23 protein-coding genes are annotated in these 25,803 nt (G+C 68.7%); 9 read left to right on the top strand and 14 right to left on the bottom strand.

Features of this window, described 5'->3' with window-relative positions:
• The first annotated feature begins 104 nt into the window (after positions 1–104).
• A complete protein-coding gene (locus tag LC066_RS12125; RefSeq protein ID WP_224899307.1) occupies positions 105–1,601 on the top strand; it encodes an MORN repeat-containing protein in 1,497 nt (498 codons plus the stop codon).
• Positions 1,602–1,703: 102 nt separating this feature from the next.
• On the opposite strand, the gene LC066_RS12120 is transcribed toward LC066_RS12125, so the two are convergent.
• Positions 1,704–2,450: an SDR family oxidoreductase gene (locus LC066_RS12120; RefSeq protein WP_224899304.1), complete on the bottom strand. Its 747-nt coding sequence runs from the start codon at positions 2,448–2,450 to the stop codon at positions 1,704–1,706.
• 247 nt (positions 2,451–2,697) lie between these two features.
• Positions 2,698–3,438: a YebC/PmpR family DNA-binding transcriptional regulator gene (locus tag LC066_RS12115; protein WP_222480830.1), complete on the bottom strand. Its 741-nt coding sequence runs from the start codon at positions 3,436–3,438 to the stop codon at positions 2,698–2,700.
• 290 nt (positions 3,439–3,728) lie between these two features.
• Between LC066_RS12115 and LC066_RS12110 the strand changes: the two genes are divergently transcribed.
• The 4 genes from LC066_RS12110 (at position 3,729) to LC066_RS12095 (ending at position 8,050) form a co-directional block, all read left to right on the top strand.
• Positions 3,729–5,501 (top strand): SLC13 family permease, encoded by a 1,773-nt coding sequence (locus LC066_RS12110; RefSeq protein ID WP_224899303.1) that lies wholly within the window; start codon positions 3,729–3,731, stop codon positions 5,499–5,501.
• A gap of 181 nt (positions 5,502–5,682) precedes the next feature.
• A complete protein-coding gene (locus LC066_RS12105) occupies positions 5,683–5,940 on the top strand; it encodes a DUF6455 family protein (RefSeq protein WP_224899300.1) in 258 nt (85 codons plus the stop codon).
• Between the two features lie 60 nt (positions 5,941–6,000).
• The gene (locus LC066_RS12100) at positions 6,001–6,252 is read left to right on the top strand and encodes a DUF6455 family protein (protein ID WP_222480836.1); all 252 of its coding nucleotides are present in this window, start codon (positions 6,001–6,003) and stop codon (positions 6,250–6,252) included.
• A gap of 247 nt (positions 6,253–6,499) precedes the next feature.
• Complete coding sequence (locus LC066_RS12095) at positions 6,500–8,050, top strand: cryptochrome/photolyase family protein (protein ID WP_224899297.1); 1,551 nt, start codon at positions 6,500–6,502, stop codon at positions 8,048–8,050.
• A 94-nt stretch (positions 8,051–8,144) separates the two neighbouring features.
• Here the strand turns inward: LC066_RS12095 and rimO are convergent, their stop codons facing one another.
• Entirely contained in the window at positions 8,145–9,539 is a 1,395-nt protein-coding gene (gene rimO / locus LC066_RS12090; RefSeq protein ID WP_222480840.1) for a 30S ribosomal protein S12 methylthiotransferase RimO, read from the bottom strand.
• 121 nt (positions 9,540–9,660) lie between these two features.
• Here rimO and LC066_RS12085 point away from each other — a divergent pair, with 121 nt between their 5' ends.
• The gene (locus LC066_RS12085; protein WP_224899294.1) at positions 9,661–11,586 is read left to right on the top strand and encodes an AsmA family protein; all 1,926 of its coding nucleotides are present in this window, start codon (positions 9,661–9,663) and stop codon (positions 11,584–11,586) included.
• A gap of 179 nt (positions 11,587–11,765) precedes the next feature.
• Here LC066_RS12085 and LC066_RS12080 read toward each other — a convergent pair whose 3' ends face one another.
• The 5 genes from LC066_RS12080 to hrpB form a co-directional block, all read right to left on the bottom strand.
• Positions 11,766–12,356 (bottom strand): GcrA family cell cycle regulator, encoded by a 591-nt coding sequence (locus LC066_RS12080; RefSeq protein WP_224899291.1) that lies wholly within the window; start codon positions 12,354–12,356, stop codon positions 11,766–11,768.
• A gap of 179 nt (positions 12,357–12,535) precedes the next feature.
• Positions 12,536–13,462 carry an ornithine carbamoyltransferase gene (gene argF / locus LC066_RS12075; RefSeq protein ID WP_222480846.1) on the bottom strand — a complete coding sequence of 309 codons (927 nt, stop codon included), beginning with the start codon at positions 13,460–13,462 and terminating at the stop codon, positions 12,536–12,538.
• Between the two features lie 71 nt (positions 13,463–13,533).
• Positions 13,534–14,721: an aspartate aminotransferase family protein gene (locus LC066_RS12070; RefSeq protein WP_224899288.1), complete on the bottom strand. Its 1,188-nt coding sequence runs from the start codon at positions 14,719–14,721 to the stop codon at positions 13,534–13,536.
• A 360-nt stretch (positions 14,722–15,081) separates the two neighbouring features.
• Positions 15,082–15,372 carry a 50S ribosomal protein L28 gene (rpmB, locus tag LC066_RS12065; RefSeq protein ID WP_085887799.1) on the bottom strand — a complete coding sequence of 97 codons (291 nt, stop codon included), beginning with the start codon at positions 15,370–15,372 and terminating at the stop codon, positions 15,082–15,084.
• 223 nt (positions 15,373–15,595) lie between these two features.
• Complete coding sequence (gene hrpB / locus LC066_RS12060) at positions 15,596–18,016, bottom strand: ATP-dependent helicase HrpB (RefSeq protein WP_224899285.1); 2,421 nt, start codon at positions 18,014–18,016, stop codon at positions 15,596–15,598.
• A 133-nt stretch (positions 18,017–18,149) separates the two neighbouring features.
• Here hrpB and meaB point away from each other — a divergent pair, with 133 nt between their 5' ends.
• On the top strand, positions 18,150–19,127 hold the full coding sequence (gene meaB, locus LC066_RS12055; RefSeq protein ID WP_224899283.1) for a methylmalonyl Co-A mutase-associated GTPase MeaB: 978 nt from the start codon (positions 18,150–18,152) through the stop codon (positions 19,125–19,127).
• A 54-nt stretch (positions 19,128–19,181) separates the two neighbouring features.
• Here the strand turns inward: meaB and LC066_RS12050 are convergent, their stop codons facing one another.
• Positions 19,182–19,877, bottom strand: coding sequence for an NAD-dependent deacylase (locus LC066_RS12050; protein ID WP_085887793.1), 696 nt, complete (start codon positions 19,875–19,877; stop codon positions 19,182–19,184).
• A gap of 64 nt (positions 19,878–19,941) precedes the next feature.
• Between LC066_RS12050 and LC066_RS12045 the strand changes: the two genes are divergently transcribed.
• On the top strand, positions 19,942–20,403 hold the full coding sequence (locus LC066_RS12045; RefSeq protein WP_224899280.1) for a low molecular weight protein-tyrosine-phosphatase: 462 nt from the start codon (positions 19,942–19,944) through the stop codon (positions 20,401–20,403).
• A gap of 136 nt (positions 20,404–20,539) precedes the next feature.
• Here the strand turns inward: LC066_RS12045 and LC066_RS12040 are convergent, their stop codons facing one another.
• Positions 20,540–20,896 carry a hypothetical protein gene (locus tag LC066_RS12040; protein WP_224899276.1) on the bottom strand — a complete coding sequence of 119 codons (357 nt, stop codon included), beginning with the start codon at positions 20,894–20,896 and terminating at the stop codon, positions 20,540–20,542.
• Positions 20,897–21,274: 378 nt separating this feature from the next.
• Between LC066_RS12040 and LC066_RS12035 the strand changes: the two genes are divergently transcribed.
• Positions 21,275–21,835 carry a DUF2087 domain-containing protein gene (locus tag LC066_RS12035; protein ID WP_224899273.1) on the top strand — a complete coding sequence of 187 codons (561 nt, stop codon included), beginning with the start codon at positions 21,275–21,277 and terminating at the stop codon, positions 21,833–21,835.
• 83 nt (positions 21,836–21,918) lie between these two features.
• On the opposite strand, the gene LC066_RS12030 is transcribed toward LC066_RS12035, so the two are convergent.
• From LC066_RS12030 to LC066_RS12015, 4 genes are all read right to left on the bottom strand, one after another.
• Entirely contained in the window at positions 21,919–22,242 is a 324-nt protein-coding gene (locus LC066_RS12030) for a hypothetical protein (protein WP_222480861.1), read from the bottom strand.
• A 379-nt stretch (positions 22,243–22,621) separates the two neighbouring features.
• Entirely contained in the window at positions 22,622–23,410 is a 789-nt protein-coding gene (locus LC066_RS12025; RefSeq protein WP_224899270.1) for an MBL fold metallo-hydrolase, read from the bottom strand.
• Between the two features lie 216 nt (positions 23,411–23,626).
• Positions 23,627–24,670, bottom strand: coding sequence for a cytochrome-c peroxidase (locus LC066_RS12020; RefSeq protein WP_412103238.1), 1,044 nt, complete (start codon positions 24,668–24,670; stop codon positions 23,627–23,629).
• A gap of 198 nt (positions 24,671–24,868) precedes the next feature.
• A complete protein-coding gene (locus LC066_RS12015) occupies positions 24,869–25,786 on the bottom strand; it encodes a DMT family transporter (RefSeq protein ID WP_224899264.1) in 918 nt (305 codons plus the stop codon).
• Between the last annotated feature and the right edge of the window lie 17 nt (positions 25,787–25,803).

Here is a 25,803-nt window from a genome sequence, read left to right as displayed (position 1 = left end):
AGGCGTTGCCCCCCTTTTCCCTGTCGCATAGGTTTTCGCCAGACCAGCAAGGCCGCCGCACCGACGGAACGGGCCCAGCGAAACGGCGGGTTCAGGGAGAAACCATGACGCAGGTTCTGAAAAGCTTTCTGGTGGCCGGCACGCTCGGCCTGGCGCTGGTGGCGGGCACCGTGGCCGCGCAGGACGACACCGTCCAGACCAAGCAATACGAGGATGGCGGGGTCTACGAGGGCACCTTCCGGGACGGGCTGCAGGACGGCTTCGGCACCTACCGGCTGCCCAATGGCTACGAATATACCGGCGAATGGGTGGCGGGCGAGATCCGCGGCCAGGGGCGGGCGGCCTTCCCCAACGGATCGGTCTACGAGGGCGAGTTCGCCAAGGGCAAGCCGGAGGGATTCGGCAAGATCACCTTTTCCGATGGCGGCACCTATGAAGGCGAATGGGTCGACGGCAAGATCACCGGCGAGGGCATCGCCAACTACGCCAACGGCGTGCGCTACGAGGGCAGTTTCCGCAACGCCATGCACGACGGCCGCGGCCGGATGGAGAACCCCGACGGGTATATCTACGACGGCGACTGGGTGAACGGCGTGAAGGAGGGGATCGGCAAGATCACCTATCCCGACGGCACCACCTACGAAGGTGAGATTCACAACGGCCAGCGCCAGGGCACGGGCACGCTGATCATGGCCGACGGCCTGACCTATGAGGGCGACTGGGAAGACGGCCAGATCCAGGGCAGCGGCAAGCTGACCCAGCCCAATGGCGACATCTACGAAGGCACCCTGGTCGCGGGCAAGCGCGAGGGTGAGGGCCGCGTGACCTATGCCAATGGCGATGTCTACGAGGGCAGCTTCGTCGCTGACCAACGGCAGGGGCAGGGCAGCTTCGTGGGCGCCGACGGCTACCGCTACGAGGGCCAGTGGGAGGCCGGCAAGATCGCCGGCGAGGGCCGCGTGACCTATCCCGACGGCTCCGTCTACGAGGGCCAGTTCAGCGACGACCTGGCCGATGGGCAGGGCAAGATCACCTATCCCGATGGCGCCACCTACGAGGGCGACTGGGTCGGCGGCGTGATCGAGGGCGAGGGCGTGGCCACCTTCCCGTCGGGGCTGACCTACGAGGGCGGCTTCAAGGGCGCGCAGAACCATGGCTACGGCGTGATGCGCGATGCCGACGGCTACGTCTACGAGGGCGAGTGGGTCGAGGGCCAGCGCGAGGGGCAGGGCAAGGCCACCTATCCCGACGGCATGGTCTACGAGGGCGGCTTCCAGGCCGGCCTGCGCCACGGCGAGGGCCGGATCACCATGCCCGACGGCTTCAGCTATGAAGGCGACTGGGTCGAGGGTGAGATGACCGGCGAGGGCGTGGCCACCTACAAGAACGGCGACACCTATCGCGGTGCCTTCGTCGAAGGGCGCCGCCAGGGCGACGGCACGCTGACCTATGCCACCGGCGAGGTCCTGTCGGGGCAATGGGTGAACGGCGTCCTGGAAGAGGGCAGCGCCCAGAGTGCCTCGGGCGAGGAAACCGCGATCGAGGACGCTGGCACCGCCGAAGACACTGCCGAGGGCGAGGCCTCCACGACCGAAGAGTGATCGCAGGCGGCCCCGGTCGCTGAACTGCCCCTGGCGTGGCTGAGCTCGGGGCGTCCTGCGCCGGTGGCCGGGTGCGGCCGGACAGGGCCGGCCGCGCGGCGATCACATCTGCTGTGCGGTCGGACGGAACAGGATCTCGTTCACGTCGACGTTCTCGGGCTGGGAAATCGCGAAAGCCAGCATTTGCGCATAGCTGTCGGCGGGAATGCCCAGCTGGTCGACGAAATCCTGATGCGCGTCGCGCATCTCGTCCCCGGGGATCGAACTGGCCAGTTCGGTCTTCACCGTGCCGGGCGACAGGATGCCGACGCGGATGTTGTGGCCCGTCAGTTCCTGGCGCAGCCCTTCGGAAATCGCCTTCACCGCATGTTTCGTGGCCGAGTAGACCCCCGTGGTCGGCACCACCATGTGCGCCCCGATCGAGGTGGTCGACAGGATCTGCCCCGACTTCTGCGCTTTCATCTGCGGCAGCACGGCGGCGATGCCGTAGAGCACGCCCTTGATGTTCACGTCGATGGTGCGGTCCCAGTCTTCGACCTGCAGCGCGTCGAACATCGACAGCGGCATGATTCCGGCGTTGTTGACCAAAACGTCGATGCGCCCGTAGGCGTCCAGCCCCGCCTGCATCAGCGCCTCGACATCAGCGCGTCTGGAGACGTCGGTGGCGCGGGCCACGGCGCTGCCACCTGCGGCCTCGATCTCGGCCACCAGCGCATCGAGCCGGTCGGCCCGGCGGGCGCCGAGGACGAGCCGGGCCCCCTCGGCGGCCAGATGGCGCGCTGCGGCCTCGCCCATGCCGGCGGAGGCCCCGGTGATCACGACGACCTTGCCCTGGATGTTGTTGCTCATGATGCCTGTTCCCTTCTTGGCGGTGTTGCCGTCTGCGATCACGTCCTGACCGAAGGTTCAACTGCCTCAACCGCATAGCCCCTGTGCGGGCGCCGGAGGCCGGAGGCGGGAACCGGGGCGCCCCTTGCGCGTTCGCACGCCTTGCAGAAATGGCAGGCCGCACAAGGAAACGCCCCGGCGCGGGGATCGCGGCCGGGGCGTCTCAGGTCATGTGGGGATGCCGCGCGGGCCGGGGCCCGCAATCGGATCAGAGCTGTTCCATGACCTCGTCGGAGGCCTCGAAGTTGGCCGTCACGCGCTGGACGTCGTCGTCGTCTTCCAGCGCATCGATCAGCTTCATCAGCTTCTGCATGTTCTCCAGATCCATCTCGGTCGTGGTCGTCGGCTTCCAGATCAGCTTGGTCGATTCGCTCTCGCCCAGCTGTTCCTCCAGCGCGGTGGCCACGTCGTTCAGGTCGGTGTCGGCGCAGTAGATCACGTGGCCGTCTTCCGAGCTTTCCACGTCCTCGGCGCCGGCCTCGATGGCGGCCATCATCACCGTGTCGGCGTCACCCACGGAGGCGGGGTAGACCACCTCGCCCTTGCGGTCGAACATGAACCCGACGGAGCCCGTCTCGCCCAGGTTGCCACCGTTCTTGGAGAAGGTGGAACGCACGGTCGAGGCGGTCCGGTTGCGGTTGTCGGTCATCGCCTCGACGATGATCGCAACGCCGTTGGGGCCATAGCCCTCATAGCGGATCTCTTCGTAGTCGTCGCCGTCCCCCGCCTGGGACTTCTTGATCGCGCGGTCGATCACGTCCTTGGGGACGGAGCTCGACTTCGCTTCCTTCACCGCCAGGCGCAGGCGCGGGTTCTTGTCGGGGTCGGGGTCGCCCATCTTGGCGGCCACGGTGATCTCTTTCGAGAGTTTCGAGAAAAGCTTCGAACGGGCGGCGTCCTGCCGGCCCTTGCGATGCTGAATGTTCGCCCATTTTGAATGGCCGGCCATCGGTGCCTCCAGTCGCGTCTGAATTCGGTCGCGTCTCTATACGCGAGAGGGGGGCGGCGCTGCAAGGTGGTGGCCGCACTGCGCGCCGAAGGCACCTGTATGAGAGGGGGAAGCGGGCGAACCTGCCGGGGATACGCCACGGCGAAGGCCGCAGCGTCACCCGGGGCCGGTTGAATGCAAATCTGTGCCCCGACCTGTGCTGCGATCGACGGGGCGGGCCGCGGTCCGGGCGGCGGCAAGGACCCGCGCAATTCGCGTGACCTTCCTCTCGCGCGCGCTATTGTCGCGTCATGACGACCGACCAGATGATCCTCTTCGCCCTTTTCTTCGCCGTCTTCGCCCTGCTGCTGTGGGGACGGTTCCGCTATGATGTCATTGCCTTTTCGGCGTTGATGGTGGGGGCCGCGACCGGCGTGGTGCCCTATGAGGAGGTCTTCTCGGGCTTCGGTCACGAGGCGACGCTGATCGTGGCGCTGGTGCTGGTGGTGTCGGCCGGCCTCGTCCGGTCGGGCGCGGTGCACCTGATCACCCGCACGCTGGTCGACAGCTCGCGCAACCTGGGCGCCCATATCACCCTGATGGGCGGGATCGGCGGCGTGCTTTCGGCCTTCATGAACAACGTGGCGGCGCTGGCCCTGCTGATGCCGGTGGACATCCAGACCGCGCGCAAGGCGGGGCGGGGGCCGGGCCTGTCGCTGATGCCTCTCAGCTTTGCCACCATCCTGGGCGGCATGGCCACGCTGATCGGCACGCCGCCCAACATCATCATCGCCGGGATCCGCTCGGACAGCCTGGGCGAAAGCTTCTCCATGTTCGACTTCGCCCCGGTGGGCGGGCTGACGGCGCTTGCGGGCCTCGTCTTCGTGGCCCTGGTCGGCTGGCGCCTGATCCCGCAGCCCGAGGACGGGCCGATGACCGAGAAGGAATTGGCGCAATACGTGGCCGAGCTGACCGTGCCCGCGGACAGCAAGTGGATCGGCCGCCGCGTGTCGGAGACCTATGACGATGCGGAAAAGGCCGACGTGGCGGTGCTGGGCCTGATCCGGGGCGGTCAGCGTCTCTACGGGCGGTCGCGCAACGTCATGCTGGAGGCGGGGGACGCGCTGGTCCTCGAAGGCCTGCCCGAGGCGCTGGACGAGTTCCGCACCGCGCTGAACCTGGCCATTGCGGATGGCCAGCGCGAGGAACTGCTGAAGGCCAGCGGCGACGGCCTGGACGTGCTGGAGGTCGTGGTGCCGCGCGATGCGGCCATTGCCGGCAAGACCGCCATGGCCGTGGGCCTGTCCTGGCGGCACCGGGCGGTGCTGATGGGCATCTCGCGCCAGGGGCGGCAGATCACCCGACAGGTGCGGCGCACGCAAATCCAGCCCGGTGACCAGCTGCTGTTGCTGGTGCCCAAGGACACCGGCGGCCAGGTGGCCGATGCCATCGGCGCGCTGACCCTGGCCGATCGGGGCCTGGCGGTGACCGAGAACACCAAGACCTGGGCCGCCATCGGCCTCTTTGCCGGGGCCGTGGCCGCAGCCAGCTTCGGGCTGGTGCATCTGCCCATTGCGCTTGGCTTCGTCGTCATCGGCTACCTTCTGATGCGGATCGTGCCGCTGCAGGAGCTTTACGAGCATATCGAATGGCCCGTGGTCGTCCTGCTGGGCTCGATGATCCCGCTGGGGGCGGCGCTGGAAAGCTCCGGCGGGACGGAACTGATCGCCAACGGTCTTGTCGACCTGACCCAGGGCTGGCCCGCCTGGGCGGTGCTGACGGCGCTGATGGTGGTGACGATGACCCTGTCGGACGTGCTGAACAACACGGCCACGGCCATCGTCGCGGCGCCGATCGGGATCTCCATGGCGCAGACCTACGGCGTCTCGCCCGATCCCTTCCTGATGGCGGTGGCCGTCGCCGCCTCCTCGGCCTTCCTGACCCCCATCGGGCACAAGAACAACACGTTGATCCTTGGCCCCGGCGGCTATCGCTTCGGCGACTACTGGCGCATGGGCCTGCCGCTGGAAATCCTGGTGGTGGCCGTGTCGATCCCGCTGATCCTGGTCTTCTGGCCGCTCTGATTCCGCGCCTTGTCCGCAGCCGCGGCCGTCCCGTTCGGGGCGGCTTTCAGCCTGTGCGCCTTGGCGTCACTTGATTGCCATTGTCAACTTGATCGAGATCAAGGAGGCGCGCCTCGGGTGAGTCTAGAACCCTCTGGAGCCCGGGACACACCGGGACGGACAAGGACCGGAGATCGGCGCGATGAAACCCATGGGATCCCTGACGGAGCATTACTGGCTGGTCCAGCGAATGGCCAAGGCCCTGGGCTGTGACACCGCGCAGGCCATGGAAGAGGGACGTCTGGACCCACAGGAGTGGGCCGAGATGGTGACCCGCTGCCGCGGCTGCCAGGTGACCTGCGCCTGCCGCGACTGGCTGGCGCGCGCCGAACTGGAAGAGGCTCCCCGGGCCGAGGCCATCGGCGGTTGCGAGAATGCCCTGGTCTTTGCCGAACTTTGACGACGCGAACGGAACAGGAATGGACAGGCCGCAGCGGCCAGGATCCGAAGGAGACGCAAGATGGGTTTTTTCAGCAAGCTTGACAAGCACGCCGACCTGATGGGCGGCATGGCCGACCGCGTCGGCCTGGATATGGCCGAGAAGATGGTCGACGAGTCCGTCGCCAACGGCTACCGCGCCGCGATCATCCGCTGCGCCACCTGCCGCGAAGCGGGCGCCTGCGCCCAGTGGCAGGCCGAGCATGCGACGGCCGAGCACACCCCGGGCTACTGCCGCAACGCCGGCTGGTTCGAGGCGCTGGCCACGAAGTGAGTTTTCCCGGGCGCGCGATCGCGCCCGGACCAGGATCCCGATTGCATGGTTCTTTGGGGAAGGAGCCATCGGGGATCGCCGCAGCGGGTTCGGTCCGCTGTCACGGCCGCAGGAGGGCGCGGCTTTGACAGGGTCATGGCGACCGGACACCCGCGGCGCAGGCGCCGGCGCGAGGGCCTCCTCTCGCGCCGGCGTTTTCTTTTGTTGTCCGGCTGAACCACCCGCCCGCGCGGCGCGTAGTCCCTGCATGACCGACGACACCTCCCACCGCCTGATCCTGGTCCTGGGTGACCAGCTGTCACCCGACCTTTCGGCCCTGCGAGGCGCGGATTCTTCCCGTGACCGCGTGGTCATGGCCGAGGTCTACGACGAGACGGGCTATGTCCCCCATCATCCGAAGAAGATCGCCCTGGTGCTGTCGGCCATGCGCCACTTCGCCGAGGAGTTGCGCGAGCAGGGCTGGGACGTGGCTTATACTCGGCTGGATGATCCGGAAAACGCCGGCAGCATCGGGGGCGAGCTGCTGCGCCGGGCGGAGGAGGCGGGCACGTCACGGGTCATCGCCACCGAGCCGGGCGAATGGCGCCTGATCGAGGCGCTGCGCGACCTGCCGCTGGATCTGGAGCTGCGCGAGGATGACCGCTTCCTCGCCAGCCACGCCCGCTTCGACGCCTGGGCCGAGGGGCGCAAATCCCTGCGGATGGAGTATTTCTATCGCGAGATGCGGCGCGAGACCGGCTACCTGATGGAGGGCGACCAGCCCGCGGGCGGCCAGTGGAACTTCGACGGCGACAACCGCCAGCCGCCGCCCCGGGAGGGCGCGGACCTCTTCCGCTCCGGCCCGATGTCCTTCACCCCTGACGAGATCACCGAGGAGGTGCTGGCGCTGGTCGCGGACCGCTTTGGTGACAATTTCGGCGACCTGCACCCTTTCGACCTGCCGGTGACCCGCGCCCAGGCGCGCCGCGCGCTGACGCATTTCGTCCAGACCCGCCTGGCGGACTTCGGCCCCTATCAGGATGCCATGCTACTGGACGATCCCTACCTGAACCACGCCCTGATCTCGCCCGCGCTGAACATCGGGCTGCTGGATCCGCGTGAGGTCTGCGACGCGGTGCAGGCGGCCTGGGAGGCGGGGGAGGTGCCAATCAGCTCGGCTGAAGGGTTCATCCGCCAGGTGATCGGCTGGCGCGAATACGTGCGCGGGATCTACTTCCGCGAAGGCCCCGGTTATCCCCGCCGCAACGCCCTGAATCACCAGCGCGGGCTGCCGCCGCTCTACTGGGGCGCGCCGACGAAGATGGCCTGCCTCGGCGCCGCGGTGGATCAGACGAAGCGGCTGGGCTACGCGCATCACATCCAGCGTCTGATGGTTACCGGCAACTTCGCCCTGCTGGCCGGGATCGACCCGGCGGAGGTGCACGAGTGGTACCTGTCAGTCTACGTCGATGCCTTCGAATGGGTCGAGGCGCCCAATACCGTCGGCATGAGCCAGTTTGCCGATGGCGGCGTCATCGCCTCGAAGCCCTATGTCTCCTCGGCCAACTACATCGCGAAGATGTCGGACTACTGCGGCGGCTGCGCCTATTCGGCGACGGTGAAGCAGGGGGAGGGCGCCTGCCCGTTCAACCTGCTCTATTGGCATTTCCTGACGCGCCACCGCGCGCGGTTCGAAGGAAATCACCGCATGGGGCGTATCTACAGCACTTGGGACCGGATGGATGACAAGAAGCGCGAGGCGATCCTGAGCGAGGCCGAGGATTTCCTGTCACGGCTGTCGGCAGGCGAGGAAGTCTGACGGGGATGTGCACCGTCGCCGGTTGGCGACACGTGGAGGGCAGCGGGGGCTGGCCGCCGCTGTTGGACCGCGGCGGCCAGCAAGCCGACGGGGCTCAGCTGCGCAGGCGCTTGCCCCAGAGGTCGTATTCGCTGGCCTCATCAACCTCGACCGTCACCAAGTCGCCCGGTTTCAGATCCTCGAAATCCTCGTCGATGAAGAGGTTGCCGTCGATCTCCGGCGCATCGGCCCAGGAGCGGCAGGTGGCGCCATCCTCGTCGATCTCGTCCACGATGACCTGGCAGGTCTTGCCCACCTTTGCCTGCAGTTTTGCCTCGGAAATTGCCTGAGCCTTTTCCATGAAGCGGTCCCAGCGGTCCTGCTTCACCTCGTCCGGCACGTGGTCGGGCAGGTCGTTCGACCGCGCCCCCTCGACGTTCTCGTACTGGAAGCAGCCGACGCGATCGAGCTGCGCCTCGTCCATCCAGTCCAGCAGGTACTGGAATTCTTCCTCTGTCTCGCCGGGGTAGCCCACGATGAAGGTCGAGCGGATGGTGATGTCGGGGCACATGGCCCGCCAGGCCGCGATCTCATCCAGCGTCTTCGCGCTGGCCGCGGGCCGTGCCATGCGTTTCAGAACATCCGGGTGGGCATGCTGGAAGGGGATGTCGAGGTAGGGCAGGATGCCGCTGTCGGGATCGGCCATCAGCGGGATCAGTTCGCGCACCGCCGGGTAGGGGTAGACGTAGTGCAGCCGCACCCAGGCGCCGAGCTTGCCCAGCTCGCGCGCCAGGTCGGTGATGTGGCTGCGCACCTCGCCGTCCTTCCAGGGATGCGCCGAATACTTGCGATCCACGCCGTAGGCCGAGGTGTCCTGGCTGATGACCAGCAGCTCCTTCACCCCTGCCTCGACCAGCTTCTCGGCTTCGCGCAGCACCGCATGGGCGGGGCGCGAGGCCAGGCGGCCGCGCATGTCGGGGATGATGCAGAACTTGCACTTGTGGTTACAGCCCTCGGAGATCTTCAGATAGCTGTAGTGGCGCGGCGTCAGCGAGACGCCCGAGGCGGGCAGCAGATCGACAAAGGGATCGGGCGCGGGCGGCACAGCCTGGTGCACGGCGTCCAGCACCTGCTCGTACTGATGCGGGCCGGTGACGGCCAGGACCTTGGGGTGGGTGCCGGTGATATACTCGGGCTCCGCGCCCAGGCAGCCGGTCACGATGACCCGGCCATTTTCCTTCAGCGCCTCGCCGATGGCCTCCAGGCTTTCGGCCTTGGCACTGTCCAGGAACCCGCAGGTGTTGACGATCACCGCGTCGGCGCCTGCGTAGTCCGGCGAGATCGCATAGCCCTCGGCGCGCAGCCGGGTCAGGATGCGTTCGCTGTCCACCAGCGCCTTCGGGCAGCCGAGGGAGACCATGCCCAGGGAGGGCTGGCCAGGGCGCGAGGGCCCGTCGCCCAGACGGGCGGCAGGAGCTAGATCGGGGCGGAGATCGGGCGGGTTCTGCATTTGCCCGCATATAGGCGAGCGCAGGCGCCGTGGAAAGCCCCGCGGCACGCGGCGAGCCATTTGCCCGCGCCCGCTTTGTTGCTATCGTTATCATTAACCAATTGGATCAAGGGGATCGGGCATGCGGTGGATTCTGCGCATTCTGGGCGCGCTGGTGCTGGCGGTGGTGCTTCTGGCCGGGGCGCTGCTGTTGCTGCCCGGCGAAAAGATCGCGGGCATCGCCGCGGACCGGATCGAGGAGATCACCGGCCGGCAGCTGACCATCGCGGGCGAGACCCGGCTGAGCTACTACCCCGTGCTGGGGGTGCGCACCGGCCCCGTCAGCCTGTCCAATGCATCCTGGTCCGACCGCGGCCCGATGTTCGAGGCCGAGAGCCTGCAGATCGGGGTCGACCTAATGGCGCTTCTGGGCGGGGACGTGCGTATCACCGAGCTGGACGCCGAGGCGCCCGCGATTGTGCTGGAACGCAACGCCGACGGCGCGGTGAACTGGGACCTGCTGCCGGAGGGCGCGGCCAGCGGCGCAGGCGCCCCGGCCTCGGCGGAGGAGGCGCGGCAGATCACCCTCGACCGGCTGTTCATCCGCAATGCCTCGATCCGCTACATCGACGCCGCGATGGACAGCGACCAGCGGCTGGAGGGGCTGGAGCTGACCCTGTCACTGCCCGACGCCAGCGGGCCGGCCGACATCACCCTGGGCCTCGACCTGCCCGGCGGGCGGATCACCGGCGAAGGGCGGGTGGCCCGCGCCCGGACCTTCCTCGACGGCGGCGTGTCGGACCTGACCCTGGCTTTCTCGGCGCCCGGCGGCACTGCCCGCTTCGAGGGGCGCGGCGGCATTGCCCCCGAGGCGGACGGCCACCTCGTGCTGTCGGTCAGCGACGCCGCGCAGCTGTTCTCGGTGCTGGGTGAGCAGGCATCGCTGCCAAGCGCGCTGAACGGCGATCTGGGCTTCGACGGGCAGGTCACGCTGACGGCCGACGGCGCCGTGTCGCTGCGTGATGGCACCCTGCGCGGTGCCGGCAACGCGGCGGCGGTGGAGGCCGACATCCAGCCCGGGGTGGTCACCCGGATCACCGCCCAGGTGGTCGCCGATACCCTCGATCTGACGGGCTTCATCGGCGGCGGCAACGGCGGTTCCGGCAGCGGCCCCTCGGGCTGGTCCAGCGCGCCCGTCGACGCCTCGGCACTGAACCTGGTGGAAGGGGAGATCGTCCTCAGCGCCGGGACGGTGGACCTTGGCGTGACCCGGCTGTCGCAGCTGCGCAGCCGCATCTCCGTCGACCGGGCCCGCGCCGTAGCGACGATCAACCAGATGGGCGTCTTCGGTGGCGGCGTCACGGGGCAGCTGGTGGCCAACAACCGCTCGGGCCTGTCCATCGGGGGCGACCTCAGCGCGGCGGGCGTGGATCTTTCGCGGATGCTGGACGACCTCGCCGGTATCGACCGTTTCACCGGCAGCGCCGATGCGTCGCTGAACTTCCTGGCCGTGGGCAACTCGGTGCAGGCCTGGATGTCGTCGCTGTCCGGTTCGGGCAGCCTGTCCACCGGGCGCGGCACCATTTCGGGGATCGACCTGGACCGCGTGCTGCGCTCTGGCGATGTCTCGGGCGGGACCACGATCTTCGACGCGACCGAGGCGAGCTTCTCCATCACCGACGGCGTGCTGTCCAACGACGATCTGGAAATGCGCCTGGCCTCGATCACCGCCACCGGCGAGGGCACGGTGGATCTGGGCCAGCAGCGGCTGAACTACCTCTTCACCCCCGTGGCGCTGAAGGATGACGAGGGGCGCGGCATCGCCATTCCCGTGCGCATCCGCGGCCCCTGGGCCTCGCCGCAGATCCTGCCGGACCTGGAACGCGCGATTCAGCTGAATTCGGACCTGGATGCCGAGCAGATCGAGGAAACCGCGAAGGAACGTGTCCGCGCCGAGGTCGAGGGCGCCCTGGGCGTCACCCGCGAAGAGGGCGAAAGCGACGAGGAGCTGCTGCGCCGTGGCCTGGAGAACAAGCTGCAGGACGAGCTGCGCAACCTCTTCAAGTAGGGATCGGGGCGGGCGATCAGACCTCCGCGCGCGCCCCGATCCTGATATTTGTTGGCCGGAAATATCCCGGGGGAGTCGCCCGCAGGGCGGCGGGGGCAGAGCCCCCCTAATCCGCAAGCTATCCACGCAATGAAAAAGGCCCCCGAAGGGGCCTTTTCAAATCTCCTGTCCGCGCGGCCTTAGCGTTTGCGGTCGCGACGCGAGGACATGGGCTGGAACGCCACGCCCACATGGGCCTCGCAATAGGGTTTGCCGGCCTGGGCGGGCAGGCCGCAGAACCAGAAATCCTCGGTCGCCGGGTCGCCCACGGGCCATTTGCAGGTCTTCTCGGTCAGCTCCATCAGGGTCAGGCGCTTGGCCTTCTTCTCGATCTCGCTGACCTTGGCCAGGGCCTCGGGGCTGATCTCGTTGGCCGAGGGCTGCGGCGGCAGGGGCTGGCCGGCCGGAATGATCGCCTTGCGCGCCGGGCTGGGCGCGGGGGCGGCAGGGGCAGCCGCCTCGGCGGCGGGTTCGGGTTCCGGCTTCGGCTCGGGGGCCGGGGCCGCCTCGCGTTTCGGTGCGGGCTTGGCCTTCGCCTCGGGCTTGGCCGCCGGGGCGGCCTGGGCGCTGGCGCCCCCCCCGCCCGAGCGGTTCGACAGGCCCAGCCGGTGCACCTTGCCGATCACCGCGTTACGGGTCACGCCGCCCAGTTCCTTCGCGATCTGGCTCGCGGACTGGCCTTCGCCCCACATCTTCTTCAGCAGCTCGACGCGTTCATCGGTCCAGGACATTCGCCTCTCCATCTTCCCACAAGGCCGCTGCCCGCGGTCACGGGGGGCGGGGCCGCCTGCCATCGCAGGGGCCCCGCCCGAAAACTCAGCCTACTATACTAATCATGAGACGCGGAGTTACAAGGTATCAATGGCCTTGCCGCCCCCCGTCCCGGCTATCGAATGCCGGTCACCGGGCCTCAGAGGCCCAGGCACCAGCGCATCACGGCCTTCTGCGCATGCAGCCGGTTCTCCGCCTCGTCGAAGATCACCGATTGCGGCCCGTCCATCACCGAGGAGGTCACTTCCTCGCCCCGGTGGGCCGGCAGGCAGTGCATGAACAGCGCCTGGTCCCCGGCCTGGGCCATCAGCGCGTCGTTCACCTGATAGGGGCGCAGCATGTTGTGGCGCCGCTCGCGGGTGCTCTGCGCATCATGCATCGACACCCAGGTGTCGGTGACCACCAGGTCGGCGCCCTCGACGGCGCGGGCGGGATCGCGTTCGATCACCACCTCGGCGCCCTTGTCGCGGGCAAATCCCACGGCCTTGGGGTCGGGATCCAGCTGCATCGGCCCGGTGAAGGTCAGGTTGAACCCCATTTGACCGGCGGCATGCAGCATCGAGGCGCAGACGTTGTTGCCGTCGCCGACCCAGACCACCTTCTTGCCCGCCATGGACCCGCGATGCTCCTCGAAGGTCAGCATGTCGGCCATGATCTGACAGGGGTGGCTTTCGTTGGTCAGCCCGTTGATCACCGGCACGGAGGCATATTCGGCCAGCTCGTGCAGGATCGTCTCCTCGTTCGTGCGGATCATGATCATGTCGACGTAGCGCGACAGCACGCGGGCGGTGTCGGCGATGCTCTCGCCGTGACCCAACTGCATCTCGCCGCCCGACAGCACCATGGACTGACCGCCCATCTGGCGCACCCCCATGTCGAAGCTGACGCGGGTCCGGGTCGAGGGCTTCTCGAAGATCAGCGCGACCATGCGGCCCGCCAGGGGCTGCACGTCATCGGGGGTGCCCTTGGGGCGATCCTCGCGCGCCACTTTCATGGCGCGGGCCTCGTCCAGCATGTGCCGCAGGTCGTCGGGGTCGGTGGTATGGATGTCCAGGAAGTGCTTCATCGTCTCTCTCTCAAGGCGGGCGCCGGCGCCAGGCAGGATCGTCCCGCCCGCGCCGGCCCCGCTCGGGGGCGTCAGCCCGCTTTCGTCTCGCTCAGCGCCGCCTTGGCGGCCCGGTCCAGCCGGTCCACGGCCTCGGCGATTTCCTCGTCGGTAATGGTCAGCGGCGGCAGCAGGCGCACTACATTGTCGGCGGCGGGCACGGTCAGCAGCTCCTGCGCATAGCCGGCCTTCACCACCTCGGCGCAGGGGATCTTGCACTTCAGCCCCAGCATCAGGCCCAGGCCGCGCACCTCTTCGAAGACGTCGGGATTATCCGCGACCAGCCCCTCCAGCTTCTGCCGGAAGAGACCCGCCTTGCGCCGCACCTCCTCCAGGAAGACCGGATCGGCGATCTTCTTGATGACGGCATTGCCCACGGCGCAGCCCAGCGGGTTGCCCCCGTAGGTGGAGCCATGGGTGCCCGCGACCATGCCGCTTGCCGCTTCTTCGGTGGCCAGCACGGCGCCCAGGGGGAAGCCGCCGCCGATGCCCTTGGCGACCATCATGATGTCCGGGGTGATACCGGCGTATTCATGGGCGAAGAGGTGGCCGGTGCGGCCCACGCCACATTGCACCTCGTCGAGGATCAGCAGGCAGCCCTTGTCATCGCAGAGCTTCCGCAGCGCCTTCAGGTCGGCGTCGGGCAGGGGGCGGATGCCGCCTTCGCCCTGCACCGGCTCGATGATGATCGCCGCGGTCTCGTCGCTGATCATCTCCGCCAGCGCGTCCCAGTCGCCCCACTTGGCCTGTTTGAACCCGGGCAGCAGCGGGCCGAAGCCCTTGGCCATCTTCTCGCTCGGCACGGCGGCAATGGCGGCGGAAGACCGGCCATGGAAGGCGCCGTCGAAGGCGATGATCTCGACCTTGTCGGGCTGGCCCTTCTCGTACCAGTACTTGCGGGCCATTTTCACGGCCAACTCCATCGCCTCGGTGCCGGAATTGGTGAAGAAGGCGGTGTCGGCGAAGGTCGCATCGACCAGCCGCTTGGCCAGCTCTTCCTGCTGCGGGATCTCGTAGAGGTTCGACAAATGCCAAAGCTTGCCGCCCTGGTCGGTCAGCGCCGCCACCAGGTCGGGGTGCGCATGGCCAAGGGCGTTCACCGCGATGCCCGCGCCCAGGTCGAGGAATCGGCGCCCGTCCTCCTCGATCAGCCAGGAGCCTTCGCCGTGGGTGAAATGCAGCGGCGCGCGATTGTAGGTCGGCAGAACGGGAGGGATCATCGGATGTCCTTCGCAATACGGGAGGCCCTGAATGAGCATGCAGGCTCGGGCCAAGTCAAGTTTTCGCAGGGGTGAAAAAGGCGCCGCGACATTTTGGGCGCAGGATCGGTGGCAGCAACCGCTCTTCCTCGGGGAAGGCGGGTCCTCAGGCGCGTCGGCGTCGGCGGATATCTGCGGTCATCACGATCATGGGGGATCGCATAGCGCCTCGCGCGGCGCTTGCAAAGGGAAAACGTTGGTGCGCCGGGGCGGGCGCGGCGCCGGTGGTGGCCGGGATGGCCTCTGCCCCTCTCGGTCGTCCCAAACGAAAACGGCCCCGCCAGGTGGCAGGGCCGTTTGAATTTCGGAAGATCGAAAGGATCAGGCCTCGGCGGTCTGAGCTTTCAGGATCTCTTTCTTCACCTTCAGCGCGGCGTCGGACAGCTCGGTGTCCTTGGCCTTGGCCAGGAACTTGTCCAGGCCACCGCGGTGGTCCACGGAACGCAGAGCCGAAGCGGAGATGCGCAGTTTCACGTTACGGCCCAGGGTTTCCGAACGCAGAGAAACGTCGTTCAGGTTGGGCAGGAAACGGCGGCGGGTCTTGTTGTTGGCGTGGCTGACATTGTTGCCAGTCATCGGGCCTTTACCGGTCAGTTCGCAGCGGCGCGACATGGGCTATCCTCGTCTGGTCTGAAGGGCAGTTCGCGCCCCGATCAAATGAAAAGGCACCGCCCGAGCGGCGCCCTGAATCTCGTTGCGCGTCATTACGACTCTGTCGGGAGGAGGTCAAGTGTTTCGGACTCATGACAGCGACGGAGCCGCGGTGAAGCGGATTGCGGGCCGTATAGATCGGATTTCCGCGAAGGACCAGAGGGTGCGGGCCCGCGCTGCACGGTCACGTCCGGCGTTTCACCCGCAGTGTCGGATCGGCCTCGCGCGGATCTTCGGGCCAGGGGTGTTTCGGATAGCGGCCGCGCATGTCCTTGCGCACATCGGCGTAGGAATTGGTCCAGAAACCGGGGATATCGCGGGTGACCTGCACCGGGCGGCCCGCAGGGGACAGCAGGGTGACCACCAGCGGGCGGCCCGCGACGGTGGGGTGGCGGGTCTGGCCGAACATCTCCTGCAGGCGCAGGGAAATGCCCGGATCCTCGCCGGAGTAGTCGATGGCGATCTCGCGTCCCAGGGGCGTGGTGAATCGCGCCGGCGCCTCGCGGTCCAGCCGTTGCTGTTCGTCCCAGCTGAGCCGCCCGCGCAGGGCGGTCAGCAGGTCGAATCGCTTCCAGTCGTCGAGACTGCGCACGCCGGTCAGATGCGGCAGCAGCCAGTCCTCTGCCGTGTTCATCAGCGCCGCGTCCGAGAAATCGGGGAAGTCGTTCCCCATAAGGCGCGCGCGCGCCAGGAAGAGGCGCGCGGGTTCGGAGGGGAAGAACCCCAGCTCCCGCACGCCGTCGAGCATGGCCCGCGCCACGTCCTGCGGGTCGGCCTCCTTCCAGGCGCGATCCGAAAGCGCGATGGCGCCCAGCCGGTCCTGCACCCGCGCCTCGACCCGGCGGTGGCGGCGCGACCAGCGGCAAAGGTGCACCTCCTCGATCTGGTCCGGGAAAAGCGCGCGCAGCTCGGCCTCGCCGATCTGCACCGCCTGGCGGATGCGCGCCTCGCGCGGGTCGCCGTCGGTGTCGGTGACGACGATCAGCCGGGCGCCGGCCAGCGGGTCCTCGGGCGGCAGGGCCGCGCCCTTGCCGCCGGACAGGAGGTAGCGAGGCGCCTCGCCGGGGCGGCGCAACCCGATGCGGTCGGGGTAGGCGAGCGCGGCCTTCTCTTCTGGGGCCAACCCGGCCTCCGGGCCCGCGCCGCGCGCCAGCCGCTTGGCCTCCTGCCGGATGCGGGCCAGGGCGCCCGCATCGGCGCGGGCCTCCCGCTCGCCCTTCAGCGCCTTCAGCCGCAGGTGCAGATCCACTGGCGCGCCGCGCGCCATCGGGTCGCGGTCGGCCAGAAGGGCGGCCAGGGGCGCCGCCGATGGCCCGGCGAGCGCCAGCATATGCGCCAGCCGGGGGTGCAGCGGCAGACCGGCCAGGGTGCGCCCATGTTCGGTGATGCCGTGGGCATCCAGCGCGCCCAGCATCGTCAGCAGCGCCTGCGCCTCGGCATAGGCGCCTTCGGGCGGGGGCGTCAGGAAGGACAGCTGGTCCGGCCCCGCGCCCCAGAGCGCCAGTTCCAGCGCCAGGCCGGAAAGATCCGCCGCCTCGATCTCCGCCGGGGGATAGGCGGGCAGGGCCCCTTCCTCTCCCTTCGTCCAGGCGCGGTAGCAGCGGCCCGGGGCAACCCGTCCCGCGCGGCCCGCGCGCTGGTCGGCCTCGGCGCGGCTGACCTTCTCGGTCACCAGTCGCGACATGCCCGAGCCGGGGTCGAATCGCGCCCGGCGTGACAACCCCGCATCCACCACCGCACGCACGTCGGGGATGGTCAGCGAGGTTTCCGCGATGGAGGTCGCCAGCACAACGTTGCGTCCTTCTCGGGCGGGCTCCAGCGCCGCGCGCTGGTCGGCGAACTTCATCGCGCCATAGAGGGGGCGGATGTGGCAGCCGCCGGGCAGGCGGCCGGTCAGCGCCTGCTCGACCCGGGCGATTTCCCCGGCGCCGGGCAGGAATACCAGCACGCCCGCGTCGGTGTCCGCGACGGCGCGTTCCACAAGGGCGGCGACATCGGCCCAGGTCTCGCGGCCCTTGCGCAGGGGGCGGTCGGCATGGACCAGATCCACCGGGAAGGCGCGCCCTTCGGAGGTCACGACCGGGGCATCATCCATCAGCGCCGCCACCGGTCCTGCGTCCAGCGTCGCCGACATGGCCACCAGGATCAGGTCATCGCGCAGGGCGCCCGCGATTTCCAGGCAGAGCGCCAGGCCGAGATCCGCGTTGAGCGATCGTTCGTGAAATTCGTCGAAGATCACCGCGCCGATGCCGGTCAGTTCCGGGTCGGACTGGATCATGCGGGTCAGGATGCCCTCGGTCACCACCTCGATGCGGGTGCCTCGGCTCACCTTGGCCTCGCCCCGCACGCGGTAGCCCACGGTGTCGCCGGCGCGTTCGCCCAGGGTCTGGGCCATGCGTTCGGCGGCCGCGCGGGCGGCCAGGCGACGGGGTTCCAGCATCAGGATGCGCCCCGGGGTCAGGCCCGCGTCCAGCATGGCCAGCGGCACCCGGGTGGTCTTGCCCGCGCCGGGCGGCGCCTGCAGCACGGCACGGCCGCGCGCGCGCAGGGCGGCGATGAGATCTGGCAGGGCGGCGTCGATGGGCAGGGCGGCATTGGGCGTCATGGCGCCCTTATGCGATGCGCGCGCGGGGGCCGTCCACTCCCCGCGGTGCGCGTGCGCGCGCGCCCCGTGTCGCACTGGACGGCGCGCGGTGCGAGGCGCTACACCCAGTGGGAACCAGATCCGGGGGAGCCTGATGGACATCGACACGTTGGCCGAGAAGATCCTGGCGGGGGACCGGCGCGCCCTGTCGCGTGCCATTACCCTGGTGGAAAGCGCCCGCGAAGATCACCGCGCCCAGGCCGCGCAGCTGTTGCAGCGGCTGGCGGGATCGGGGCGCCAGGCCCTGCGCATTGGGCTGTCGGGCACGCCCGGCGTCGGCAAGTCGACCTTCATCGAGAGCTTCGGCATGATGCTGACGCGGCAGAACCTGCGGGTGGCGGTGCTGGCGGTGGATCCGTCCTCGGCGCGGACCGGCGGGTCGATCCTGGGTGACAAGACCCGGATGCCCGAACTGGCGCGCGCGCCCCAGGCCTATATCCGCCCCTCGCCCAGCCAGACCCACCTGGGCGGCATCGCGCGCCGATCGCGCGAGGCGGTGGCGCTCTGTGAGGCGGCGGGGTTCGACGTGGTGCTGGTGGAGACCGTGGGCGTGGGCCAGTCGGAAACCGTGGTGGCCGAGATATCGGACCTCTTCCTGCTGCTTCTGGCACCCGCTGGCGGCGACGAGTTGCAGGGCGTGAAGCGCGGCATCATGGAGATGGCCGACATGATCCTGGTGAACAAGGCCGATGGCGATCTGAAACCCACGGCCACCCGCACCTGCGCCGACTACGCCGGCGCCCTGCGCCTGCTGCGCAAGCGGCCCCAGGATCCGGAGGGCTTCCCCAAGGCGATGACCGTTTCGGCGCTGGAAAAGGACGGGCTGGAAAAGGCCTGGGAGGAAATGACCACCCTGGCTGACTGGCGCCGTGCCGAGGGGCATTTCGACCGCGCCCGCGCCGCTCAGGCCCGGTTCTGGTTCCGCGAGGATGTGAAACAGGCCCTGCTGGCAGAGCTGGAGCGTGGCCCGGCGAAGGCGAAGATGGCCGAGTTGAGCGACGCGGTGGCGGCCGGAGAGACCACCCCGACGCTTGCGGCCGAGCAGATGCTGGCGGCGCTGCGGTCTGGCTGAGCCGACGGGCTGGAGGGCGCGGGACCGAGAGGTGCTGCGGTCTGCGGGGCGGGCTCAGTGCCCGGACAGCAGCTCTGCCACCCACAGCGGGACCACCTCGGTCGCGCGGCCCAGCCGGGCCTCGGCGAAATTGCTGTGCACGGAGGAGGCCTCCAGGTTCAGTTCCACAGAATGCGCCCCGGCGATGTCGGCGATCTGCACGAAGCCGGCGGCGGGGTAGACCTCACCCGAGGTGCCGATGGCGGCGAAGAGGGTGCAGTCCTTGAGGTGCGCCATGATCTCGTCCATGTGGTAGGGCACCTCGCCGAACCAGACGATATCGGGACGCCCGGCGGGGCGGTCGCAGGCGGGGCAGGGTTCCTTCACCTGCATCTCCATCGGAGCCGGCCAGCGGTGGCCGCAGGCGGCGCAGAGGGCCGAGGCCAGTTCGCCGTGCATGTGCAGCACGTCCCGTGCCCCGCCGGCCTCGTGCAGGGCGTCGACGTTCTGGGTGACCAGCACGACTTCGCCGGGATAGTCCCGTTGCAGCCGGCCTAGGGCCTCATGCGCTGCGTTGGGGCGGGCTTCGGCGGCGGCGGCGCGGCGGGCATTGTAGAACCGCTGCACCAGGGCGGGGTCGCGGGCGAATCCTTCCGGCGTGGCCACATCCTCGATCCGGTGCTGTTCCCACAGGCCGCCCGCGTCGCGGAACGTGCCCAGGCCGCTCTCGGCGGAGATGCCGGCGCCGGTCAGGATCACGATTTTCTCCATTCCGCCTTTTCCTTCGCTTTTCCGGGTTCTAGCTTCATCCGGGAAGATAGCAGGGAGTGCCCCCGTGACCACCACCTCGATCCTTTTCGTCTGTCTCGGCAATATCTGCCGTTCCCCTTCGGCCGAGGCCGTGATGCGCGATCGCGCCCCGGCGCTGGAGCTGGACAGCGCCGGCACCGGCGGCTGGCATGCGGGGGAGCCGCCCTACGGGCCCATGCAGGCCGCGGCGCGGGCGCGGGGCTACGACATGGCCGCGCTGCGCGCGCGCCAGTTCCGGGTGGAGGATTTCGATGCCTTCGACCTGATCCTGGCGATGGATGGGCAGAACCTGGCGGACATCGAACGTCAAAGACCGGCGGGCAATGCCACGCCGGTCCGCCTGTTTACCGATTACCTGACCGCAGGCAGCGCCTTTGCCGGCGCCGATGAGGTGCCCGACCCCTATTATACCCGCGATTTCGACGGGGCGCTGGCGCTGATCGAGGACTGCGCCGACGGTGTGATGAGAGAGGTGGCCGGGGACTGACCGGCCACCTCTCCCCAGGCTGCGCGTCGCCTCAGTCGCCCGTGGGACCCGGTGGCTCCCCAGCCAGACCTGGCTGGGGGGCCGCAAGGCGCCGACGCGCTGGCCGACCGGGAGCCCCCATCCCGGTCATCCCCTATCAGCGGGCCAGGTGCCAGGTGCCGCCCACGCCGTCGCTCTTGGTGTCGCCGGGCTTGTTATCGCCGACCCAGTAGTAGAGGGGCTGATCGTCCAGCGCCCATTGCAGGGTACCGTCGCGGCGGGTGACGAGGGTGAAATCCCCCTCGGCGGAGGCATTGCCGGAGGCCATCAGCGGCGGCCAGGACTTGGCGCAGCCGCCGTAGCAGTTGGAGGTGCCGGGGCCGTCCTTGTCGAAGATATAGAGGGACATGCCGTCCTGATCGGCCAGGTAGCCCGCCGTGGTCATTTGCAGGCCCGCGGGGCCGGATGCGACGAGGCTCAGGGCCGCTGCCGCGGCAGTCATTGCGAAATTCATGGTTCCCGCTCCGTAAGAGTTTGTCGGAATAGGTTGTCCGGCGGGGCCGGGAAAATGCTCTTTGCCACGTCCGGCTGGGGCGCCGGTCGCGATGGGGGCTGTGTGAGGCACAAGCGTTGTCGCCAGCGTTGTCACCAGCGAGGAATTGGCCGGGGTGAAGCGTTGAATTCGGGGCGTTGCGCCCTTTGCCGGGGCGGCTTGTCGTCGGGGGCGGCTGAGGCTATCCTTGAAGTCGGTCGGCAGTTCCCAAGGCCCGCTGCGCCCTTCGGGGCATGCTAAACCTGCCTCGACAGTTTCGATTTCCCGACATCACGCCCGGCGCGTGCCTGTCGTGACCCGGCGGCCCGCGACGATTTCGGCACGCGATCAGGAGCCATCATGTCGAGACCCCATATCCCCTTGTCGATCCAGGACCTGTCCAGTTTTTCCCGCGCACTGGCGCGGCAGTTGTCGGCCGGTGCCGATGCCGGTCAGGTGCCGTCGCACCTGGCGCTGATGAACATGTTGGCCCGCGCCGGTGGCTATCGCAATTTCCAGCACCTGCGCGCCGTGCAGGCCGCCGAGGATCGGCTGGCCCGTCCAACGGAGCCCGAGGCGTCGGTCGATCTGCGCCTGGTGGAAAAGGCCCTGCCACATTTCGACGACCAGGGGCGCCTGTTGCGCTGGCCAGGACGACGCCAGGTGCGCAGCCTCTGCCTGCAGGTGCTCTGGGCGCGACTGCCTGCCGGTCAGGCCATGACCGAGGCCGAGGTCAACGCCCTGCTTGGGCCGGCCCATGCCTTCGGTGACGTGGCGCAACTGCGCCGCTCGCTGGTGGAGGACGGGCGGCTGACTCGGCGCCGTGACGGGTCGGACTATCGCCGCGCGGGCGGGGCGCCCAGCCCAGAGGGCCGCGCGCTGATCCGGCTGGTGGAGGCGCGCCGCAGGGCCGCCGCCTGACACCGCCTGACGCAGACAGCAAAAAAGGCGCGGCCCCGGGGGGCTGCGCCTGATGCTCTCGTCGTGCTGTCGCGGGCTCGCCCTCAGGAGGCGGCGCATTGCTCCTGCGCGACGGCGCCGAAGTAGGAATATTTTTCCCAGAACTGCTCATCCGAGCGCGAGCTGGACATCTTCACGTCCTGGGCCATGTCAGGCTTCTTGAAGAAACGGGCCGCCTGGCGCTGGTCGCGGTTGCTGAGCACCAGATCGGCGACCTGCTGGATGCAGCCGCAGAGCGCCGGGCTGGCGGCGCGGCTGTCGGAGGCCAGGCAGGCGCGGGTGATCGGCCCGGCCTGGGCCGTGCTGCCCAGCATCATCATGGTGGTCACTGCGGTTGCGGCCAGGGCCGCCCGGTAAGAACATTTCATCTCGTTACTGCCTTCGCTGTCCGCCGGCCCGGGGGTTCGTCCGCCCGTGGTCCGGTGTTCCGTCACTGCCTTGCGACCCCACGGCGCTTCGCCTGTCCGGAGAGTCGGTTCCGGGATCTTGGCAAAAATCGCCTTAATCGACAACAGAGTCGCGGCGGCCCGCTGAGACGACGAGAAAGTCTCGGCGGAAATCCGCACCGCTTTGACCAGGTAAACAAGGGAAATCACTTGCCTCGGAGCCCGGCCGTGACCTGGCCGGGGCGAAGGCGGCCGGGCAGATCTGCCTGGCGCTAGGCTTTGTGACGGATCGAGGCAGCGGTCGTGCCCGAAGGCGGCCCCGGAAGGCACCCGGCCCGCCATGGCGGGCCGGGGCAGGCGATCAGCTTTCGCTCTGGCTGTACCAGCCGCCCATGACCACGTCGGTCTCGGAGCCGGCCTCGGACAGGAGCGAGGTGAACATTTCCGGGTCGGAGCCGCGGAAGTGATAGGGATAGACCACCTTGGGCCCCATTTCGGCAACGCCGCTGGCCGCCTGGTCCTCGGTCATCGTGTAGGGCAGATTGAAGGGCACGAAGGCGATGTCGATCTCCTCCTGCGCGCGGAACTCGGGCGTGTCCTCGGTGTCGCCGGCGATGTAGATGCGCAGCCCGTCGACCGACAGGACATAGCCGTTGTCGCGCCCCTCGGGATGGTACTGCAGGCGGTCCTCGGTGGTGTTGTAGGCGGGCACGGCGTCCACCGTATAGCCCAGGATCTCGCCGCTTTCGCCATTGGCCAGGGGCGCGTTGCCCTCGGCCAGCTCCGGCGCCAGCATCTCCGCCACGGCGGGGTTGGTGATCATCGGCAGGCTGCCGCCCGCACGTTCGGCCAGGGCCGACAGGGTGTCGGGGTCGTAGTGATCGCCGTGTTCATGGGTGATCAGCACCGCATCGGGATCGGGCAGCGCGTCGTAGGCGTCGGCCCCGCCCACCGGGTCGACGTAGAGCACGCCGGCCGGGGTCACCAGGACGAAGCTGGCATGGGCAACCGGGTGGATCGAGATCTGGCCGCCGTCGGTGTCGTAGACATCGCCGGTCAGGTCCTGGGCCATGGCGGCGAAGGGGCGGATCAGGGTGGCGCCGGCCGTGGCGGCCAGGGCGGTGGTCATCAGGTGTCTGCGGGTCAGCATGGGTCTCTCTCCCTTGGATGGCCAACGGGACCTCATGGCCCCTCCGCAGGGAGACTAGGCCGAAAGCCCCGCGCGTCACGTCACGATGCCGTCAAAGGGCGGTCCCGCTCGTGGACACGGGGGTAGATGCGGGGAGGCCGGCCCTTGCGGACCGGCCTCCTCCTTCCGGCTGGACTGACTGTCGCAACGCCCTGCCGGATCTCGATGGATGTCGCCTTACGGCAACGCGTCCTGTTTCGGGCGCGGGGTATCGGCGGTTTCGGCCGGTAGCACCGGGAGGGTGACCTCCGGCATCTCGCCGGTCAGGCTGTCGAGGAAGGCCACGATCGAGGTCGCATCCTCGTCCGACAGCTCCTCGCCCAGCTGGCTTTCGGCCATGATCTGCACCGCCACCTTCAGGTCCCAGACCTTGCCGGAGTGGAAGTAGGGCGCGGTCAGCGACACGTTGCGCAGGGGCGCGGCGCGGAAGACATATTCATCGTCCACCGTCTCGGTCACGGCAAAGCGGCCCTTGTCGCCTTCGGGCAGCACGTCGGCGCCGGGTTTCTCGATCAGGCCGAAGGGATAGTACCCGTGCCCGCCGACGTTCACGCCCGAGTGGCAGGAGACGCAGCCCAGGTCGAGGAACAGCCCCAGCCCTTCCCTGGCCTCTGCCGTCAGCGCGGCGTCATCGCCGTTCAGCCAGCTGTCGAAGGGCGCCGGTGTCAGCAGCGTGGCCTCGAAGGCCTCGATCGCCTTGGCCATGTTGTCGAAGTTGGTGGGGGCATCCTCGCCCGGGAAGGCGGTCTCGAAGAGCGACACGTATTGCGGCATCGAGTTCATCATGACCTCGACGTTTTCCGGCGTGTTGGCCATCTCGACGCCCGCCTGCACCGGGCCCTTGGCCTGGGCCTTCAGGTCCTCGGCGCGCCCGTCCCAGAACTGCGCCTCGTTCAGCACGGCGTTCAGCACCGTGGGCGCGTTGCGCGGGCCCTTCTGCCAGCCGTGGCCGACGGAGGTTTCCAGGTTGTCGTCCCCGCCGGTGGTCAGGTTGTGACAGGAATAGCAGGAAAAGACGCCCGACAGCGAAACGCGCGGGTCGAAGAACAGCATCTTGCCCAGTTCGATCTTCTCGTCCGTCACGGGGTTGTCGGCGACGGCCGGGATGGTCGAGGGCAGGGGTTGGAACATGTCCGTCGCATAGTCGCGCAGCTCATCGGCTGCGGCGCTCGTGGCGAGGGCCGTACTGGCTAAGAGAAGAATGGTCAGGCTACGCATCATCGTCTCCGTTTCTCTGGGAGGTTCGCGCTGGCCCAAACTGTCGCAGAATCGTCGCCGGGGGTTTGATCTCGGTCAAACTCGGGGCGATTCTTTTGAATTATTCTAAATTGAAGTGTTTCAGATATCTCTTTGCAGATCTGCCGGTTACGGGTCTGCGGTTTGCGACCGGGGCGCGGCATGGCGCCCCGGTGCGCGGGATCAGACCTGCGCCGCCCCCGATTGCGGCGCCGCGCTGTCGCGGCGTTCGCGGTCCAGCAGGTAGAAGGAGGCGGCGACGATCAGCGCCGACCCGGCCCACATACTGCCCGGCGGCACGAAGCCGAAGATCAGCACGCCCAAGCCCACGTTCAGCGGCAGCTTCAGGTGGTCGAAGGGTTGCAGGAAGCCCGCGTCGGCCAGGGAATAGGCGCGCGCGATGGCGTATTGCGCCGCTGCCGTCAGCAGCCCGGCCAGCACCAGCAGCGCCAGCGCCCCCGCAGGCGGCAGCAGCGCGCCCAGCCCGGCCCCCGCGGGCAGGGCCAGCACGGCCAGCACCGCATTGGCCGGGGTCAGCAGCATCAGCAGGTGCAGGGTCAGGCTCTCGGGGGCCTCGGTCGCCGTCATCCGCTTGGTCAGCAGCGAGGTGCCCGCCCAAAGCGCGGCGGCCCCCACGGGCATCAGCGCGGCCCAGCTGAAGGCCTCCGACCAGGGCGCCAGCAGGATCATCCCGCCCGCCAGCCCGCCCAGCACCGCCAGCCAGCGGCGCGGCGGGGTGTCCTCGTGCAGCAGCAGCGCGGCGCCCAGGGTGACGAAGAAGGGCGACAGCAGGATCAGCGCCGAGGCCTGCCAGATCGGCACGAAGGCCAGGGACGCCACCCAGAGCTGCACGCCCGCCACGGCGCAGCCGGCGCGCGCCAGGTGCAGCCAGGGCTGCCGCATCGCCCAGGCGGCGCGGTCGCGCGACAGGGCCCAGGGCAGGGCCAGCAGGGTGGCCGTCAGATACTGCCAGAAGGCGATGGTGGGCCCGGCGAGGCCCAGCCCCATGGCGATATGCTGGGTGAGTGTGTTGTAGAGGGCGAAGATCGCGCCGGCGGCGATCATCATCACGGCGCCGCGCGCCGGGTGGTGGTGAGTCATGCGGTGTCCTTTCCAAA

The organism is Pseudooceanicola marinus (genome assembly GCF_020177265.1).
In the GTDB taxonomy this organism is placed as follows: domain Bacteria; phylum Pseudomonadota; class Alphaproteobacteria; order Rhodobacterales; family Rhodobacteraceae; genus Pseudooceanicola; species Pseudooceanicola marinus_A.
Note: the sequence above shows the minus strand (reverse complement) of the source record. Positions and strands in the feature narration are given on the sequence as shown.

Coding starts and splice junctions, on each gene's coding strand:
- LC066_RS12095 (WP_224899297.1), top strand. CDS start 6,500: ATGACCGACGACACCTCCCACCGCCTGATCCTGGTCCTGGGTGACCAG.
- LC066_RS12070 (WP_224899288.1), bottom strand. CDS start 14,721: ATGATCCCTCCCGTTCTGCCGACCTACAATCGCGCGCCGCTGCATTTC.
- hrpB (WP_224899285.1), bottom strand. CDS start 18,016: ATGACGCCCAATGCCGCCCTGCCCATCGACGCCGCCCTGCCAGATCTC.
- LC066_RS12080 (WP_224899291.1), bottom strand. CDS start 12,356: ATGTCCTGGACCGATGAACGCGTCGAGCTGCTGAAGAAGATGTGGGGC.
- argF (WP_222480846.1), bottom strand. CDS start 13,462: ATGAAGCACTTCCTGGACATCCATACCACCGACCCCGACGACCTGCGG.
- rimO (WP_222480840.1), bottom strand. CDS start 9,539: ATGCAGAACCCGCCCGATCTCCGCCCCGATCTAGCTCCTGCCGCCCGT.
- LC066_RS12125 (WP_224899307.1), top strand. CDS start 105: ATGACGCAGGTTCTGAAAAGCTTTCTGGTGGCCGGCACGCTCGGCCTG.
- LC066_RS12100 (WP_222480836.1), top strand. CDS start 6,001: ATGGGTTTTTTCAGCAAGCTTGACAAGCACGCCGACCTGATGGGCGGC.
- rpmB (WP_085887799.1), bottom strand. CDS start 15,372: ATGTCGCGCCGCTGCGAACTGACCGGTAAAGGCCCGATGACTGGCAAC.
- LC066_RS12035 (WP_224899273.1), top strand. CDS start 21,275: ATGTCGAGACCCCATATCCCCTTGTCGATCCAGGACCTGTCCAGTTTT.
- LC066_RS12110 (WP_224899303.1), top strand. CDS start 3,729: ATGACGACCGACCAGATGATCCTCTTCGCCCTTTTCTTCGCCGTCTTC.
- LC066_RS12030 (WP_222480861.1), bottom strand. CDS start 22,242: ATGAAATGTTCTTACCGGGCGGCCCTGGCCGCAACCGCAGTGACCACC.
- LC066_RS12015 (WP_224899264.1), bottom strand. CDS start 25,786: ATGACTCACCACCACCCGGCGCGCGGCGCCGTGATGATGATCGCCGCC.
- LC066_RS12115 (WP_222480830.1), bottom strand. CDS start 3,438: ATGGCCGGCCATTCAAAATGGGCGAACATTCAGCATCGCAAGGGCCGG.
- LC066_RS12020 (WP_412103238.1), bottom strand. CDS start 24,670: ATGATGCGTAGCCTGACCATTCTTCTCTTAGCCAGTACGGCCCTCGCC.
- LC066_RS12050 (WP_085887793.1), bottom strand. CDS start 19,877: ATGGAGAAAATCGTGATCCTGACCGGCGCCGGCATCTCCGCCGAGAGC.
- LC066_RS12120 (WP_224899304.1), bottom strand. CDS start 2,450: ATGAGCAACAACATCCAGGGCAAGGTCGTCGTGATCACCGGGGCCTCC.
- meaB (WP_224899283.1), top strand. CDS start 18,150: ATGGACATCGACACGTTGGCCGAGAAGATCCTGGCGGGGGACCGGCGC.
- LC066_RS12105 (WP_224899300.1), top strand. CDS start 5,683: ATGAAACCCATGGGATCCCTGACGGAGCATTACTGGCTGGTCCAGCGA.
- LC066_RS12085 (WP_224899294.1), top strand. CDS start 9,661: ATGCGGTGGATTCTGCGCATTCTGGGCGCGCTGGTGCTGGCGGTGGTG.
- LC066_RS12040 (WP_224899276.1), bottom strand. CDS start 20,896: ATGAATTTCGCAATGACTGCCGCGGCAGCGGCCCTGAGCCTCGTCGCA.
- LC066_RS12025 (WP_224899270.1), bottom strand. CDS start 23,410: ATGCTGACCCGCAGACACCTGATGACCACCGCCCTGGCCGCCACGGCC.